We start from the raw sequence: 15927 nt of genomic DNA on the forward strand, positions 1-15927 counted from the left end.
CACCCGTTCCCATACCGAACACGGAAGTTAAGCTTCTCAGCGCCGATGGTAGTTGGGGCAGGCGCCCCTGTGAGAGTAGGACGCTGCCAGGCAAACAAAAGACAACCTTAAATGGTTGTCTTTTTTTCATGCTTCCTTGCCGTTGTATAAACTAAATACCTCCTCCCAGCTCCACTTTGAATAATACGCACTTGCTACTGTAAGATTTTTTATCCACGCTATTTCCTTCATATTATCTGTTCGAGAAACGAATATATTGGCAGTCTGTGTATCCGTTCTAACCCAAAGAAGCTGACCCTGAAAAAATTGCGGTGCAAAGTCACCTTCATGTTTTGCTGGATGGGTTATTTGCTTATTCGTAAACGTGGAGATATCACTCTCATAAAGGCTTGGTAAAGGTCTTTTATCCAGGGCGGCTTGTTTGATTTCCTTAGAACGGGAAACGAAGATTGTCCTGTCATTTTTCCAAAATAAATCTCGGTCGACGTATCCTTTTGGTGTGAAAAGTTCATTGTGAAAGGAAGGAACTCGAACCAGCTTTACTTGTTTATTTATATTTGCTTCCCTCCCAAATCCACGGATATATCCGAGAAAGCTTTTGGTTGGCGCCCATTGAAGCCATTCCTGATAATCTAACATTTCATCCACGTGTTGAAAATTTTGTCCATCAGCTGAGACCAAACAAAGTGTATTGCTATCAGCAGATAATGATGCAGATGGGTTTAAAATAAAACTAATCCACTGTTGATCGTGGGACCATTTAAACTGGCTGGTGCCTACTACGATTTCATTTTCACCGACTGGAACTGTGTAAAAATGCTTAAAAACTGGTTTTTGCCGATCCGATCTTAGCAGTATTTTTGATAAAATGATATCGGAATTTAGTTGTTTATTTTCCTTTGCAGAAGTTAAAAAGCCGCTGCCATTGGGAAGCCAGGAAAAATTAGCGATATTTTTTGTTAATTGCGTTACAAGGAAATGCTTAGATGGCTCGGTATTTAAGATAAATAATTCTTGATTAACAAGGAAACCCATTTTATTTTGCCCGGGTGCCCATTGAAAATTGTTATTTACCCCTTCTTTTACCATGAAATGTTTCTCCATATTCAAATTGTAAAGCCAGAGTTCGCCATTGTGAAAACTACTATTTCTACTTTTAAGGTAAGCAATCCAATTTCCATCATGAGACCATTTAGGATACCTTATATATTCTCCATTTGTAATTCTGTGTTCTTTATTGCCAGTTTTGATCCACAAGTCATCGTTTCTAATAAAAGCTGCCTTCATTTTTGGTAGTGGATCTGCTTGAGCGACTGATTGAACGGGTATAAATAGTATGATAAGGGAAATGGAAAGGAATATTTTTTTAAACAAATAAAGCACCTCACTTATTTACGTCTTTATATTATTTTGTACAAATAAAAAAAATTTAGGGGTTTTAAAATAATAATGTGCTAAAGTGTAGGAAGCTAAATCAATTAGGGGGATCATTATGTTAGAAAATAGTTTTATCATGGTTGCAATTATCCTGATCATTAATATCGTCTATGTTTCTTTTTTTACAATACGAATGATTTTGACTTTAAAGGGTCAGCGCTATCTGGCAGCGTCCCTTAGTATGATTGAAGTGGTTATTTATGTTCTTGGCCTCGGGCTTGTCTTAAATAACCTTAATCAAATTCAAAATTTAGTTGCTTATGCGGTTGGCTATGGCATCGGGGTCATTGTCGGAATGAAAATTGAGGAAAAGCTGGCATTAGGGTATATTACGGTCAATGTGATTACATCAGAAAACGATAAGGATCTGCCAAAATTATTGAGGGAGAAAGGCTATGGTGTTACCGATTGGTCTGCACATGGGCTGGAAGGGAATCGAATGGCGATGCAAATCCTTACACCGCGGAAATTTGAGTTAAAACTATACGAAACGATTAAAACGTTAGACCCGAAGGCATTCATTATTTCCTATGAACCAAAATCGATTCACGGTGGCTTCTGGGTGAAATCAGTGAAAAGAGGGAAGTTATTTTCATGAGTAAAAAGAAAATGCAGTTTGAGGTTGCGGAAAATGAAAGTATTGAGGAATGCCTGAATAGAATGAAGCAAGAAGGTTATCTCCCTGTCCGCCGGATAGAAAAGCCGATTTTTCAAGAAGTAAAAAAGGGCAATGAAACTATTTACGAGCCAGTTGGCCGCCAAATTGTCTTTGAAGCCAAGCTAATTGAGTAAAACACGAACATTACTTATTTTTCTCTAGTTAATGTTCGATTTATTTGTTGACAGTTTACTGAATTGATTGGTATGATAAGGCTAGTTGATAAAACAATTTACCTTTACCCTTGTATATCCATGGGAATATGGCCCATAAGTTTCTACCCAATAACCGTAAATTATTGGACTATGAGGGAAAGTCAATATGTTCGGCACAATAAGGGGCATTCCCTTATTTCATGTTGGAATAATCATCATTATGCCCGGACAAATGGCTTTCTCTTCGCGGAGATGCTGTTTGTTACGGGTATTTTTGGTTTTTTAAGGGGGATATGAGATGCCAGCTATTGTTGGAGTTATTATGGGAAGTAAATCGGATTGGGAAACGATGAAGCATACTTGCGCTGTTTTGGAGCAATTAGAAATAGCGTATGAGAAAAAAGTTATTTCGGCCCATCGTACACCCGAGTTGATGTTTACATATGCAGAGGAAGCCAGAGGCAATGGGATAAAGGTGATTATTGCCGGTGCGGGCGGCGCCGCCCATCTTCCTGGGATGGTTGCAGCGGAAACAATCTTACCGGTGATTGGCGTTCCTGTTCAATCTCAGGCCTTAAATGGATTAGACTCGTTGCTGTCAATTGTGCAAATGCCTGGCGGAGTGCCGGTGGCGACCGTGGCAATTGGAAAAGCAGGGGCGATAAATGCCGGTCTTTTGGCTGCGCAAATTTTAGCAACAGAGGATGCTGAGTTAGCGGGAAAACTGGAAGTAAGAAGAGAAACGACTAGAGCAGAGGTTCTGGAAAGTAGTGATGAACTTGTTTAACAAGACGATTTTACCTGGTGCAACCATCGGCATTATCGGCGGCGGCCAGCTTGGACGGATGATGGCTTTGGCGGCCAAGGCAATGGGTTTTCGGATTGCGGTGTTAGAACCGGCAGCTGATTCCCCATGCGGCCAGGTGGCTGATGTGGAAGTGATAGGTGCCTATCATGACCGCGTGGCCATTAGCCGCTTAGCTGAGATAAGTGATGTCATTACCTATGAGTTCGAAAACATTGATGCCGAGACATTAGGATGGATTTGCGAACAGGCCTATGTGCCTCAAGGGAAAGAGTTGTTGACGATCACACAGGATCGGATTAAAGAAAAAAAAGCGATTCAGCAGGCAGGTATTGAGGTCGCCCCATATGAAGTCGTCGGCAGCTGTGAGGAATTATTTTTAAAAATAGAGGCGATTGGGTTTCCGGCCGTGTTGAAAACGTCAAGAGGCGGTTATGATGGAAAAGGTCAGCTTGTCGTTAAAAGTAAGGAGGATTTAGGGAAAGCAGAGGAGCTTCTAAACCACGGAATGTGTGTATTGGAAAAATGGATTCCATTTGAAAAGGAAATTTCCGTTATTGTGACTCGAGGGCTGAATGGGGAGACTGCTATTTTTCCAGTAGCCGAAAATATTCATGAAGAAAACATTTTACATAAAACAATTGTTCCGGCGCGGATTTCGGAAGATTTACAGGCAAAGGCCATTCAAAAGTCGGAGCAGCTGGCTGATTCGCTTGGAGTAGTCGGGACATTGGCGGTGGAGATGTTTGTAACCAGTGATGGGACGATTTATATCAATGAATTAGCGCCAAGACCGCATAATTCGGGGCATTTTTCGATTGAAGCCTGTATGACATCACAGTTCGAACAGCATATCCGCGCTATTTGCAATTGGCCATTAGGAAGGACGGAGCTATTAAAACCGGCTGTTATGGTCAACCTATTAGGAGAGCATCTTGAGAATCTATATACGGAAATTCCGACGGTGAAAGACTGGAAGATTCATTTATATGGGAAGAATGTGCCGAAAACGAAGCGGAAAATGGGCCATGTCACGATATTGCGTGATAATGTAGAAGAGGCACTAGGCGAGATTGAAGGGTGCAGCATTTGGAAGACAGTGAAGGAAAAGATCGGAGGATAAAACATGATTGATCGTTATACAAGACCTGAAATGGGAGCCATTTGGACGGAGGAGAACCGCTTTAATGCCTGGCTTGAGGTGGAAATCCTTGCTTGTGAAGCATGGGCTGAATTAGGGGAAATCCCTAAAGAGGATGTTCGCAAGCTTCGTGAAAATGCTTCTTTTAACATTGAGCGGATTAAAGAAATAGAGGAAGAAACAAGGCATGATGTCGTTGCTTTTACCCGTGCGGTTTCAGAGACATTGGGCGAGGAGCGGAAGTGGGTACATTACGGCTTAACTTCAACAGATGTGGTTGACACAGCGCTTTCATATGTTTTAAAGCAGGCAAATGTGATTTTATTGAAGGACTTAGAAAATTTTATTGAGATTTTAAAAAATAAAGCAATTGAACACAAATTTACCGTGATGATGGGGCGGACACATGGGGTACATGCGGAACCGACGACTTTCGGCTTGAAGCTTGCTCTTTGGTATGAAGAAATGAAACGCAACTTGGAGCGTTTTAAGCAGGCCGCAGCAGGTGTAGAATTTGGGAAAATATCAGGAGCGGTTGGAACCTACGCCAATATTGACCCATTCGTGGAACAGTATGTTTGTGAAAAATTAGGCCTTGGCCGAGCGCCAATTTCCACCCAGACATTACAGCGCGATCGCCATGCACACTATTTGTCCGTGCTTGCATTAGTTGCCACTTCGATTGAAAAATTTGCCGTTGAAGTCCGTGGGCTGCAAAAGAGCGAAACACGTGAAGTAGAGGAGTTTTTTGCCAAAGGACAAAAGGGTTCGTCGGCGATGCCGCATAAACGCAATCCAATTGGATCGGAAAATATGACGGGGCTTGCCCGCGTAATCCGCGGCTATATGATGACCGCTTATGAAAATGTGCCGCTTTGGCACGAACGCGATATTTCCCATTCCTCAGCGGAACGAATTATTTTGCCGGATGCGACGATTGCTTTGAATTATATGTTAAATCGCTTCGGTGGAATTGTGAAAAAGTTAACTGTCTATCCGGAGAATATGAAGCGCAACATGGACCGTACGCTTGGGTTAATTTACTCCCAGCGCGTGCTGCTGGCGCTGATTGATAAGGGGTTGTCCCGGGAAGAGGCCTATGACACGGTACAGCCAAAAGCGATGGAGGCATGGGAGCAGCAAGTTCAATTCCGCGGCTTAATCGAGGCAGAAGGGAAAATTACCTCATTGCTCTCTGACGAGGAAATTGCCGATTGTTTTGATTATCATTACCATCTGCAGCATGTGGATACCATTTTTGATCGATTAGGGTTGAATGGTTAAGTGGGGGTTCCCGAGTCATAAAAACAATTAATTGTGCCCGTTGACCGGGAAAAAGAGGGTTCACGGTCGCAAAAAGAAATAATTGTGCCCGTTGACCGGGAAAAAGAAGGTTGAGGGTCACAAAAAAAGGTAATTGTGCCCGTTGACCGGGAAAAAGAGGGTTGGCGGTCACAAAAAGAAATAATTGTGCCCGTTGAGCGAAAAATAGAGAGTTCACAGTCACAAAAATCGTTTTAGAGCTTGGAATAAGAACGAAACCAGAGAAGCAAGGCTACATATTGAACGTGTAGCCACTTCTATCCTGAAAATTCCCAATATTGCAAATTAAGGAGTGTCCCACGATGAAGGAACTGCTTTATGAAGGAAAAGCTAAGCGGATTTACAAGACAGATGAGGAGAACACCGTTTTAGTTGAATACAAAGATTCAGCGACCGCATTCAACGGCCAAAAAAAGGAAATAATCACGGGTAAAGGCCGTTTAAATAACGAGATTACTAGTTTGTTATTTTTAAAGCTACAAGAACACGGAATCCCTTCACACTTTATCAAAAAAATTTCCGCCACCGAGCAGCTGGTTAAGAAAGTTACCATTATTCCGCTTGAAGTAGTCGTTCGCAATGTCGCGGCGGGAAGCCTCTCCAAGCGATTGGGAATCGTAGAGGGTAAACGGCTAGCAGCCCCTCTCGTTGAATTTTATCTAAAAAATGACGAGCTTGGAGATCCGCTCGTAACAGTTGATCACATCCTTGAGCTCAACGTAGCAACCGTCCAAGAAACAGCAGTTTTACGAGAAAAAGCACTCGAAATCAATACAGCTTTATCAAGCTTTTTCAATGAACTTGGTATTCGTCTGATCGACTTTAAGCTCGAGTTTGGCAAAGACGAAAAAGGGCAAATTTTACTGGCAGACGAAATATCCCCTGATACCTGCCGGCTGTGGGATCAACAGACAAATGAAAAGCTTGATAAGGATGTATTCCGCCGCGATTTAGGAAGCTTAACCGAAGCCTACGAAACGATTTTAACAAGACTTGGAGGTCATCAGCATGTATAAGGTAAAGGTATTTGTCACGTTAAGGGAAAGTGTATTAGACCCGCAAGGAAAGGCCGTAACTCATTCCCTACATGCTTTAAACTACAAAGAAGTAACCGATGTCCGCATCGGCAAATATATGGAATTAACCGTGGAAAAATCAGAGCGCAACATCGATGAGGTCATTAATGAAATTTGCACGGGCCTCCTCGCAAATCCAGTGATTGAGGACTACCGTTACGAAGTAGAGGAGTGTGTCTTCCTGTGAAGTTTGCGGTAATTGTTTTTCCAGGCTCGAACTGTGATGTCGATATGTTTCATGCGATTGGCGATGAACTTGGTGAAGAAGTTGAATATGTCTGGCACGATACGGAAAGCTTAGCTGAATATGACGGAATTCTTCTGCCTGGCGGGTTTTCTTATGGAGATTACCTCCGGACAGGTGCCATTGCCCGCTTTAGCAAAGTGATGAAAGAAGTAGTCAAAGCGGCCGAAGCCGGCAGGCCAGTCCTTGGCGTGTGCAACGGATTTCAAATCCTCTTAGAAGCAGGCCTGCTGCCGGGTGCGATGAGACGGAATGAGACTCTTTCCTTTATTTGCAAACCTGTCCAACTAAAGGTGGAAAACAACAGAACGATCTTTACCGCTGAATACGAACAAGGGAAAACCATCACAATCCCTGTCGCCCATGGTGAAGGAAATTATTATTGCGACGAGGAAACACTTGCACAATTAAAAGCGAATAATCAAATCGTGTTTACCTATCAGCATAATCCAAACGGGAGCTTGGAAGATATCGCGGGCATTACGAATGAAAAGGGCAATGTCCTCGGGATGATGCCTCACCCAGAAAGAGCTGTCGATGAGCTGCTCGGCAGCGCCGATGGACTTAAATTGTTTCAATCGATTGTGAAAACTTGGAGGGAAGCACATGTTGTTAACGCTTGAACCAAATCCGACTCAAATTAAAGCAGACAAACTATATCAGCAAATGGGTTTGTCAGATGATGAATTTACAATGGTTGAAACCATCCTTGGCCGCACGCCGAATTATACCGAAACAGGCCTTTTTTCCGTGATGTGGTCAGAACACTGCAGCTATAAGAATTCAAAACCAGTCCTTAAAAAATTCCCGACGACCGGCGAAAGAGTCCTGCAAGGTCCTGGTGAGGGCGCGGGGATTGTCGATATCGGCGATGGCCAGGCGGTTGTTTTTAAAATAGAAAGCCACAACCATCCATCGGCGATTGAACCATACCAAGGTGCGGCAACCGGTGTCGGCGGCATAATCCGCGATGTCTTTTCGATGGGAGCCCGTCCTATTGCTCTATTAAACTCGCTTCGCTTTGGCGAGCTTGATTCCGCGAGGGTGCGCTATTTATTTAAAGAAGTCGTTGCCGGCATCGCAGGGTACGGCAATTGTATTGGCATCCCGACTGTTGGCGGCGAAATTCAATTTGACCCTTGCTACGAGGGGAATCCGCTTGTGAATGCGATGTGCGTCGGCCTTATCGATCATAAGGATATTCAAAAAGGCCAAGCGCACGGCTTAGGCAATACGGTTATGTATGTAGGGGCGAAGACAGGCCGCGATGGGATTCATGGCGCCACCTTTGCCTCAGAAGAATTAACCGAGCAATCCGATGAGAAACGGCCGGCTGTTCAAGTGGGTGACCCATTCATGGAGAAATTACTCCTCGAGGCCTGCTTAGAGCTGATTCAATCTGATGCGCTTGTCGGAATCCAGGACATGGGCGCTGCCGGCCTGACAAGCTCCTCCGCGGAAATGGCAAGCAAGGCAGGAATGGGCATCGAGATGAATTTGGACCTTGTCCCGCAGCGGGAAACCGGAATGACCGCCTATGAAATGATGCTGTCAGAATCGCAGGAGCGGATGCTGATTGTGGTTAAGAAGGGCCGCGAACCGGAAATCGCCGAGCTTTTTGAAAAATACGATTTAGAAGCAGTGGCCATTGGAACGGTAACCGATGATAAAAACCTGCGTTTAATCCATAAAGGCGAAACGGTAGCAGATGTACCGGTGGATGCCTTAGCAGAGGATGCACCTGTATACCTTAAGCCTTCACAAGAGCCATCCTATTTTCAAGAATTCCAAGCAATGGAACAGGAAATCCCGCAAGTCGATGATTTAAAAGAAACTTTAGTACAACTATTAAGCCAGCCGACCGTGGCGAGCAAGGAATGGGTATATGAGCAATATGACCATATGGTCCGCACCAATACCGTTGTCTCTCCAGGTTCAGATGCGGCGGTCCTCCGGATTCGCGGCACCCGGAAAGCACTCGCGATGACCACAGACTGTAACTCCCGCTATGTATATTTGGATCCGGAAACCGGCGGAAAAATTGCCGTCGCTGAGGCAGCCCGCAACATTATCTGTTCGGGTGCCGAGCCGTTAGCGATTACCGATAACCTGAACTTCGGAAATCCCGAAAAGCCAGAGGTATTCTGGCAAATTGAAAAAGCAGCCGACGGGATTAGTGAAGCATGCCGAGTACTCGAGACACCTGTCATCGGCGGTAACGTGTCATTGTATAACGAAACAAGCGGCACAGCGATTTATCCAACACCTGTCATTGGCATGGTTGGCCTTGTAACTGACATCGACCATATTACAACACAATATTTTAAAAATAGCGGTGACCTGATTTATCTGGTTGGAGAAACAAAACCGGAATTTGGCGGCAGCGAGCTGCAAAAGCTGTTAAACGGCAGCATTTCCGGAAAAGCACCGGAATTAACGATTGAATTGGAAAAAGAAACGCAAGAACAGGTTCTAGCTGCGATTCGTTCAGGCGTAGTTCAATCTGCTCATGACCTGTCAGAAGGCGGCTTAGCAGTAGCCTTGGCAGAATGCCTATTCGGCAGTGAAACATTAGGTGCGAAAGTGACGATTACGGGAAATCATGTAACGGCATTATTCAGTGAAAGCCAATCTCGTTTTCTTTTATCCGTAAAGAAAGAACACCAAGCGGAGTTTGAAAGCTTAGTAGAAGCAGCCCTTATCGGTGAAGTGAATAATTCGGCAACATTACGAGTTCTAACAAAAAGTGAACCTATACTTGAGGGTTCAATAAATGAATTAAAAGCTGCCTGGAAAGGGGCGATCCCATGCTTGCTGAAATCAAAGGATTAAACGAAGAGTGCGGCATCTTTGGTGTCTTTGGACATCCGGATGCCGCGCAATTAACCTATTACGGGCTCCATAGCCTGCAGCACCGCGGCCAGGAAGGAACTGGTATCGTCGTTTCTGATGGAAAAACGCTTAAAGGCGTTAAAGGTGAAGGGCTAGTGGCGGAGATTTTTACGGCAGAAGCGGTGGCGGAATTAACCGGATCTGCCGCTATCGGCCATGTTCGTTATGCAACGGCAGGGGGCGGCGGCTATGAGAACGTCCAGCCGCTCTTGTTCCATTCGCAAAGCGGCAGCCTGGCACTTGCTCATAATGGCAACCTTGTTAATGCGAATTCCTTAAAGCATCAGCTTGAAACGCAGGGGAGTATTTTTCAAACAAGCTCTGATACAGAGGTTTTGGCCCATTTAATTAGAAGAAGCGGCTTTCCTCATATGAACGACCGCGTGAAAAATGCCCTTTCAATGTTAAAAGGGGCCTATGCCTATTTAATCATGACCGAAACGGAGTTAATGGTGGCACTCGATCCCCATGGATTAAGGCCGCTTTCACTTGGCTGCCTCGGTGATGCGTATGTTGTCGCATCGGAAACATGTGCCTTTGATGTCATCGGAGCGGAATATATCCGTGATATTCAGCCAGGTGAGCTGTTAATCATTAACGAAAATGGCCTAACGTCAGAGCGATTTGCAATGAGTACGACAAAAGCAATCTGCATGATGGAGTATGTTTATTTTTCAAGACCTGATAGTAATATCCAAGGCATTAATGTTCATACTGCCCGCAAAAACTTAGGAAAAAGATTGGCTGTTGAAGCTCCAATTGATGCGGATGTCGTGACCGGAGTGCCGGATTCCAGTATTTCGGCAGCGATTGGTTATGCTGAGGCAGCGGGGATTCCTTATGAAATGGGCTTAATTAAAAACAAATATGTCGGCAGAACGTTTATCCAGCCGTCACAATCCCTCAGGGAGCAAGGGGTAAAAATGAAGCTGTCACCTGTTCGTGGTGTTGTGGAAGGAAAACGCGTCATCATGGTTGATGATTCGATTGTCCGCGGCACGACGAGCAGAAGAATTGTCAAAATGCTGAAAGATGCAGGAGCGACAGAGGTGCATGTGGTCATCAGTTCTCCTCCGATTAAAAATCCGTGTTTTTACGGGATTGATACATCTTCGAAGGAAGAATTGATTGCTTCTGATAAATCAGTAGAGGAAATCCGCGACCTCATTGGTGCCGATTCATTAACGTTTTTAAGCGCAGGCGGCATGGTCGAAGCGCTTGGGCAGGACAGCGGCTACTGCCTTGGCTGCTTTACCGGAAATTATCCAACAGAAATTTATCCCGATACACTTCAATACTATTATCAAAGGGGTTGATGACCGTGGCGAATGCGTATAAACAAGCAGGTGTGAACATTGAGGCGGGTTATGAAGCGGTTGAGAGAATGGAAAAGCATGTACAGCGAACAGCGAGGACCGGCGTCTTAGGTAGCCTCGGCGGCTTTGGCGGCATGTTTGACCTATCTGTGCTCGGGTTAAAAGAGCCGGTTTTGGTGTCAGGCACCGATGGCGTGGGCACGAAGCTAATGATCGCCTTCATGATGGACCGCCATGACACGATTGGCATTGATGCGGTCGCGATGTGTGTCAATGATATCGTTGTACAAGGTGCAGAGCCGCTTTACTTTTTAGATTATATTGCATGCGGCAAGGCGGTTCCTGAAAAAATCGAGGCGATTGTCAAGGGGATTGCTGATGGCTGCGAGCAGGCTGGCTGCGCCTTAATTGGCGGCGAAACAGCAGAGATGCCGGGGCTTTATCGGGAGGATGAGTACGATCTTGCCGGATTTTCGGTAGGTGCGTGTGAAAAGCCGGCGTTAATTACCGGCGAAACCATCGCACCAGGTGACGTACTAATCGGCCTCGCCTCAAGCGGTATTCACAGCAATGGCTACTCGCTTGTCAGAAAAGTGTTTAATAACTGGTCGTTAATCGAGTTTGTTGATGTACTCGGCTGTACATTAGGCGAAGAATTACTTAAGCCCACAAAAATCTATGTGAAGCCGATTCTGTCTGCATTAAAAAAATTCCAAATTAAAGGCATGGCCCATATTACTGGCGGCGGTTTTATTGAAAATATACCGCGGATGCTGCCTGCTGGACTCGGGGCAGAATTAAATGAGAAAAACTGGCATATTCCGTCCGTGTTTAAGTTGATTTCTGAAGTGGGACAAATCGATTATCGAGAAATGTATAATATTTTTAACATGGGTATCGGTATGGTCATTGCCGTTAACAAGGAAGATGCGCCTGACTTGCTTGAGCATTTCCACCAGGTTGGTGAAACGGCGTATGAACTGGGCATCGTGACGGATCAAGCGGGATTGAACATCAAAGGCTTTGGTGGGCGGCGATGAAAAATATTGCTGTGTTTGCATCAGGAAGCGGTAGTAATTTTCAGGCGATCCTCGAAGTGGTTCAAGAGGGAAAGCTTGAGGCGAATATTTCATTGCTGGTTTGCGACAAACCAGGGGCGTACGTCATTGAACGAGCCAATGTGGCAAGCATCCCTGCTTTTGTTTTTTTTCCGAAAGACTATCCAAGTAAAACAGACTACGAAACGGAAATTGCTTTGCTGCTGAAGGAAAAGAACGTTGATTTAATTGTGCTGGCCGGGTATATGCGCTTAATTGGGTCAACACTGCTTAAGGAGTATGAAGGGCGAATCGTGAATATTCATCCTTCGTTGCTTCCGGCGTTTCCAGGCAAAGATGCGATTGGCCAAGCGCTCGCGGCAAAAGCAAATTGGAGTGGTGTCACCATCCATTTTGTCGACGAAGGCATGGACACGGGGCCGATTATTGTCCAGGAGCGGGTCCGGATTGCTGAAAATGAGACCCATGAAAGCCTGCAACGGAAAATACAGGTGATTGAACACAAACTGTATCCTGAGATACTACAAATGCTGATGACAAGAGAAGAGGTTGAAACAAGATGAAAAAACGTGCGCTTATTAGTGTTTCTGATAAAAGTGGAGTGAGCGAGTTTGCGAAAGAGCTCGTCAGCCTTGGCTTTGAAATCATCTCTACCGGAGGAACGAAAAAAATGCTGCAAGAGCAGGGATTACCGGTGCTGGGGGTTAGTGATGTTACTGGCTTTCCGGAAATTCTCGAAGGGCGGGTTAAGACGTTAAACCCATTGATTCATGGCGGCTTACTGGCAAAACAGGACGACGAGGAACATCAAAAACAGCTAGAAGAACACGGAATCGAGCCGATTCAGCTTGTTTGTGTCAATTTGTACCCTTTCCAGCAAACCATTGAAAATCCGGATGTAAGTGTTGCTGAGGCAATTGAAAATATCGATATCGGTGGTCCAACGATGCTCCGTGCCTCTGCTAAGAATCATCAATATGTAACTGTTGTGGTTGACTCGTCCGATTATGAAACGGTAGTAGCAGAGTTGAAAGCTGAAGGTAAAACAAAGCTGGAAACGAGGGTAAGGCTTGCCGCTAAAGTGTTCCGCCATACTGCAGCTTATGACGCACTCATTGCGGATTACATGACAAATCTTGCCGAGGAAGCAACTCCGGAAAAATTAACGGTTACATATGAATTAAAGCAGACACTCCGTTACGGGGAAAATCCGCATCAGCAGGCAGCCTTTTATCAAAAGCCATTGGGCTCATCGTTCTCGATTGCCTATGCTGAGCAGCTTCACGGCAAAGAACTTTCTTACAATAATATTAATGATGCCGATGCGGCACTGCAAATTGTTAAGGAGTTTACGGAACCAGCGGCAGTGGCAGTAAAACATATGAACCCATGTGGTGTCGGTACTGGTAAAACAGGGTTTGAAGCATTTACAAAGGCGTTTGCAGCCGATCCTGTTTCCATTTTTGGCGGCATCATTGCCTTTAACCGTGAAGTGGATGCAGAAACGGCAGCAAAGCTCCATGAAATATTCCTTGAGATTATTATTGCACCATCGTACTCAGAAGAGGCGTTAGCGATTTTAACAGGCAAAAAGAATCTTCGACTGTTAACGATTCCGTTTTCTGGTGTGAAAAAATCTGAGCTGAAATTGACCTCAATTAAGGGAGGATTACTTGTTCAGGAGCAAGACCTGTTCACATTGGATGATGCCGAAATCAAGGTTCCGACGAAAAGACAGCCGACTCCTGCCGAGTGGGACGCATTAAAGTTGGGCTGGAAGGTTGTAAAACATGTGAAGTCGAATGCAATTGTTGTCGCTAATGGAGACATGACGATTGGAATTGGCGCCGGGCAAATGAACCGCGTTGGCTCCGCTGAAATTGCTCTAAAGCAGGCCGGTAAAAAAGCAGAAGGTGCTGCACTCGCTTCCGATGCCTTTTTTCCAATGGATGATACCGTCGAAGCGGCGGCAAAGGCTGGAATTACCGCGATTATTCAGCCGGGTGGTTCGATTCGTGACGAAGATTCTATTAAAAAAGCAGATGAATATGGGATCGCAATGGTATTTACGGGGGTAAGGCATTTTAAACATTAGGCTGTTTTAGGAAAGCCGGCTCCAACTGTCGTGAACCGGGGACCAACTGTCGAAAAACGTGCTACAACTGTCATAAACCAGGGTCCAACTGTCGTAAAACTGTCTTCAACTGTCGTAAAACGTGCTCTAACTGTCGAAAAGGTAGTTTTTACCTTAACTTACCCCTTAAAAAGTTAAAATGGTGTAAAATTACACCTTTTCATTGGATTTTTGGATGCTTTTAGCGAGATCAAATCATATATCGGCGATTTTTATAGGTTTATCAGCGATTCTGACCTATTTATCAGCGAATTTTTAGATTTATCAGCGAATCTGGGCTATTTATCAGCGAATCATAAAAGTATCAATCTTTTAGAAAAGAGCGAAACATTATAAAGAGGTGAGTTGGGTGAACATACTAATCATTGGCCGCGGCGGAAGAGAGCATGTCATCTGTCAAAAGGTAAGCGAGAGCTCGCTTGTAGAAAAGGTATTTGTTGCACCAGGTAATGACGGGATGACAGATGTCGCGGAGCTGGTTCCAATCGAGGAGTCACAGCACAAACTGCTCATTCAATTTGCCCAAGACCAAGCAGTTGGCCTAACGATTATCGGTCCGGAAGTCCCTCTCCTAGAAGGTCTTGCCGACAAATTCGAAGCGGCGGGCTTGAAGGTATTCGGACCGCGAAAAGCAGCGGCAGAGATTGAAGGAAGCAAGTCTTTTGCCAAAGAAATAATGAAGAAATACCAAATTCCCACTGGCGATTATGCTGTTTTTACTTCTTATGAAGAAGCACGTAAATATGTCGAAGAAAAAGGGGCACCGATTGTCATTAAAGCTGACGGATTGGCGGCGGGCAAAGGTGTTACAGTTGCCTTAACAAAAGAGGAAGCGCTCGAAAGCCTTGAAGAAATGCTAATCGAGGCGAAGTTTGGCGGGGCCTCTTCACGGGTCGTGATTGAGGAATTTTTAAGTGGCGAGGAATTTTCTCTCATGGCATTTGTAAATGGGGAAATCGTTGTGCCGCTGGAAATTGCTCAGGATCATAAACGGGCATATGATGGCGACCTAGGACCGAATACCGGTGGGATGGGGGCTTATTCACCGGTTCCTCAAATTGGCGCGGTTACGGTGCAGACCGCCATCGACACCGTCCTAAAACCCGCTGCAAAAGCAATGGTGCAAGAAAACCGCAGCTTTTGCGGGATTTTATATGCAGGGTTGATTGATACTGCCGATGGACCAAAAGTCATCGAGTTTAACGCCCGCTTTGGCGATCCGGAAACACAGGTAGTTTTACCAAGACTGAAATCTGATTTGGTTCAAGTGATTTTAGAGCTACTGGATGGAAAGCACCCTGAATTAATCTGGGATGACCAAATGATGGTCGGCGTTGTGGTGGCAGCAAAAGGGTATCCGGAGGTTTATCAAAAGGGTGCCGTGCTTTCAGGATTAGCTGACATTAATAATGTAAAAGTAGTCACTTTTCATGCTGGAACGGTTAAAAATGAATTGGGTGAATTTGTTACCGCCGGGGGCAGGGTGCTGCTAGTTGGGGCAAAGGCAGAATCCTTGGTTGAGGCACAGGAAAGAGTTTATCGCGAACTAGGGAAATTAACTTGTGATGAAGTTTTTTATCGAAAAGACATTGGTATTAAAGCGATTCAACCTGTTATAGGCTAAGTAAGCACATAGGAATTATTGTAAAACCATTGCAAAAGGTAGGTATTACTTTTCAAGAATACAT

15 protein-coding genes, 1 rRNA gene and 1 riboswitch are annotated in these 15927 nt (G+C 44.8%); of the genes, 15 read left to right on the plus strand and 1 reads right to left on the minus strand.

The window, feature by feature from the left end:
* Positions 1-92, plus strand: a 5S ribosomal RNA gene (gene rrf, locus ACIQCO_RS22470); the annotation flags it as partial.
* 34 nt (positions 93-126) lie between these two features.
* Here rrf and ACIQCO_RS22475 read toward each other — a convergent pair.
* Complete coding sequence (locus ACIQCO_RS22475; RefSeq protein WP_400432942.1) at positions 127-1374, minus strand: TolB family protein; 1248 nt, start codon at positions 1372-1374, stop codon at positions 127-129.
* A 118-nt stretch (positions 1375-1492) separates the two neighbouring features.
* Between ACIQCO_RS22475 and ACIQCO_RS22480 the strand changes: the two genes are divergently transcribed.
* The 14 genes from ACIQCO_RS22480 to purD all read left to right on the plus strand — a co-directional run bounded on the left by ACIQCO_RS22480 (position 1493) and on the right by purD (position 15863).
* Complete coding sequence (locus ACIQCO_RS22480) at positions 1493-2035, plus strand: DUF2179 domain-containing protein (protein ID WP_400432945.1); 543 nt, start codon at positions 1493-1495, stop codon at positions 2033-2035.
* On the plus strand, positions 2032-2229 hold the full coding sequence (locus ACIQCO_RS22485; protein ID WP_400432948.1) for an NETI motif-containing protein: 198 nt from the start codon (positions 2032-2034) through the stop codon (positions 2227-2229). The genes ACIQCO_RS22480 and ACIQCO_RS22485 overlap by 4 nt, the downstream gene beginning before the upstream one ends.
* Before the next feature lie 90 nt (positions 2230-2319).
* A riboswitch (purine riboswitch) is annotated at positions 2320-2421 on the plus strand.
* A 127-nt stretch (positions 2422-2548) separates the two neighbouring features.
* Positions 2549-3037 carry a 5-(carboxyamino)imidazole ribonucleotide mutase gene (purE, locus tag ACIQCO_RS22490; protein WP_400432951.1) on the plus strand — a complete coding sequence of 163 codons (489 nt, stop codon included), beginning with the start codon at positions 2549-2551 and terminating at the stop codon, positions 3035-3037.
* The gene (gene purK / locus ACIQCO_RS22495) at positions 3024-4178 is read left to right on the plus strand and encodes a 5-(carboxyamino)imidazole ribonucleotide synthase (RefSeq protein ID WP_400432954.1); all 1155 of its coding nucleotides are present in this window, start codon (positions 3024-3026) and stop codon (positions 4176-4178) included. Before purE ends, purK begins: the two co-directional genes overlap by 14 nt.
* 3 nt (positions 4179-4181) lie before the next feature.
* Positions 4182-5480: an adenylosuccinate lyase gene (gene purB / locus ACIQCO_RS22500; RefSeq protein WP_400432957.1), complete on the plus strand. Its 1299-nt coding sequence runs from the start codon at positions 4182-4184 to the stop codon at positions 5478-5480.
* Positions 5481-5821: 341 nt separating this feature from the next.
* Positions 5822-6535, plus strand: coding sequence for a phosphoribosylaminoimidazolesuccinocarboxamide synthase (purC, locus tag ACIQCO_RS22505; protein WP_400432960.1), 714 nt, complete (start codon positions 5822-5824; stop codon positions 6533-6535).
* Positions 6528-6782 (plus strand): phosphoribosylformylglycinamidine synthase subunit PurS, encoded by a 255-nt coding sequence (gene purS, locus ACIQCO_RS22510; RefSeq protein WP_400432963.1) that lies wholly within the window; start codon positions 6528-6530, stop codon positions 6780-6782. Before purC ends, purS begins: the two co-directional genes overlap by 8 nt.
* Positions 6779-7462, plus strand: a complete 684-nt coding sequence (gene purQ, locus ACIQCO_RS22515; RefSeq protein WP_400432966.1) for a phosphoribosylformylglycinamidine synthase subunit PurQ — start codon at positions 6779-6781, stop codon at positions 7460-7462. Before purS ends, purQ begins: the two co-directional genes overlap by 4 nt.
* Positions 7446-9671: a phosphoribosylformylglycinamidine synthase subunit PurL gene (gene purL / locus ACIQCO_RS22520; protein WP_400432968.1), complete on the plus strand. Its 2226-nt coding sequence runs from the start codon at positions 7446-7448 to the stop codon at positions 9669-9671. Before purQ ends, purL begins: the two co-directional genes overlap by 17 nt.
* Positions 9647-11047, plus strand: a complete 1401-nt coding sequence (gene purF / locus ACIQCO_RS22525) for an amidophosphoribosyltransferase (RefSeq protein ID WP_400432971.1) — start codon at positions 9647-9649, stop codon at positions 11045-11047. Before purL ends, purF begins: the two co-directional genes overlap by 25 nt.
* A gap of 5 nt (positions 11048-11052) precedes the next feature.
* Entirely contained in the window at positions 11053-12087 is a 1035-nt protein-coding gene (purM, locus tag ACIQCO_RS22530; protein ID WP_400432974.1) for a phosphoribosylformylglycinamidine cyclo-ligase, read from the plus strand.
* On the plus strand, positions 12084-12668 hold the full coding sequence (gene purN, locus ACIQCO_RS22535) for a phosphoribosylglycinamide formyltransferase (RefSeq protein ID WP_400432977.1): 585 nt from the start codon (positions 12084-12086) through the stop codon (positions 12666-12668). The genes purM and purN overlap by 4 nt, the downstream gene beginning before the upstream one ends.
* Positions 12665-14200, plus strand: a complete 1536-nt coding sequence (gene purH / locus ACIQCO_RS22540; RefSeq protein WP_400432980.1) for a bifunctional phosphoribosylaminoimidazolecarboxamide formyltransferase/IMP cyclohydrolase — start codon at positions 12665-12667, stop codon at positions 14198-14200. Before purN ends, purH begins: the two co-directional genes overlap by 4 nt.
* A 388-nt stretch (positions 14201-14588) precedes the next feature.
* Positions 14589-15863: a phosphoribosylamine--glycine ligase gene (purD, locus tag ACIQCO_RS22545; protein WP_400432983.1), complete on the plus strand. Its 1275-nt coding sequence runs from the start codon at positions 14589-14591 to the stop codon at positions 15861-15863.
* Positions 15864-15927: the final 64 nt, after the last annotated feature.

This window comes from Neobacillus sp. NPDC093127 (assembly GCF_044754175.1).
GTDB lineage: Bacteria > Bacillota > Bacilli > Bacillales > Cytobacillaceae > Neobacillus.

What these genes read in the sequence shown, in the direction of transcription:
- ACIQCO_RS22480 (WP_400432945.1), top strand. Translation starts at nt 1,493, where the DNA reads ATGTTAGAAAATAGTTTTATCATGGTTGCAATTATCCTGATCATTAAT.
- ACIQCO_RS22485 (WP_400432948.1), top strand. Translation starts at nt 2,032, where the DNA reads ATGAGTAAAAAGAAAATGCAGTTTGAGGTTGCGGAAAATGAAAGTATT.
- purE (WP_400432951.1), top strand. Translation starts at nt 2,549, where the DNA reads ATGCCAGCTATTGTTGGAGTTATTATGGGAAGTAAATCGGATTGGGAA.
- purK (WP_400432954.1), top strand. Translation starts at nt 3,024, where the DNA reads ATGAACTTGTTTAACAAGACGATTTTACCTGGTGCAACCATCGGCATT.
- purB (WP_400432957.1), top strand. Translation starts at nt 4,182, where the DNA reads ATGATTGATCGTTATACAAGACCTGAAATGGGAGCCATTTGGACGGAG.
- purC (WP_400432960.1), top strand. Translation starts at nt 5,822, where the DNA reads ATGAAGGAACTGCTTTATGAAGGAAAAGCTAAGCGGATTTACAAGACA.
- purS (WP_400432963.1), top strand. Translation starts at nt 6,528, where the DNA reads ATGTATAAGGTAAAGGTATTTGTCACGTTAAGGGAAAGTGTATTAGAC.
- purL (WP_400432968.1), top strand. Translation starts at nt 7,446, where the DNA reads ATGTTGTTAACGCTTGAACCAAATCCGACTCAAATTAAAGCAGACAAA.
- purF (WP_400432971.1), top strand. Translation starts at nt 9,647, where the DNA reads ATGCTTGCTGAAATCAAAGGATTAAACGAAGAGTGCGGCATCTTTGGT.
- purN (WP_400432977.1), top strand. Translation starts at nt 12,084, where the DNA reads ATGAAAAATATTGCTGTGTTTGCATCAGGAAGCGGTAGTAATTTTCAG.
- purH (WP_400432980.1), top strand. Translation starts at nt 12,665, where the DNA reads ATGAAAAAACGTGCGCTTATTAGTGTTTCTGATAAAAGTGGAGTGAGC.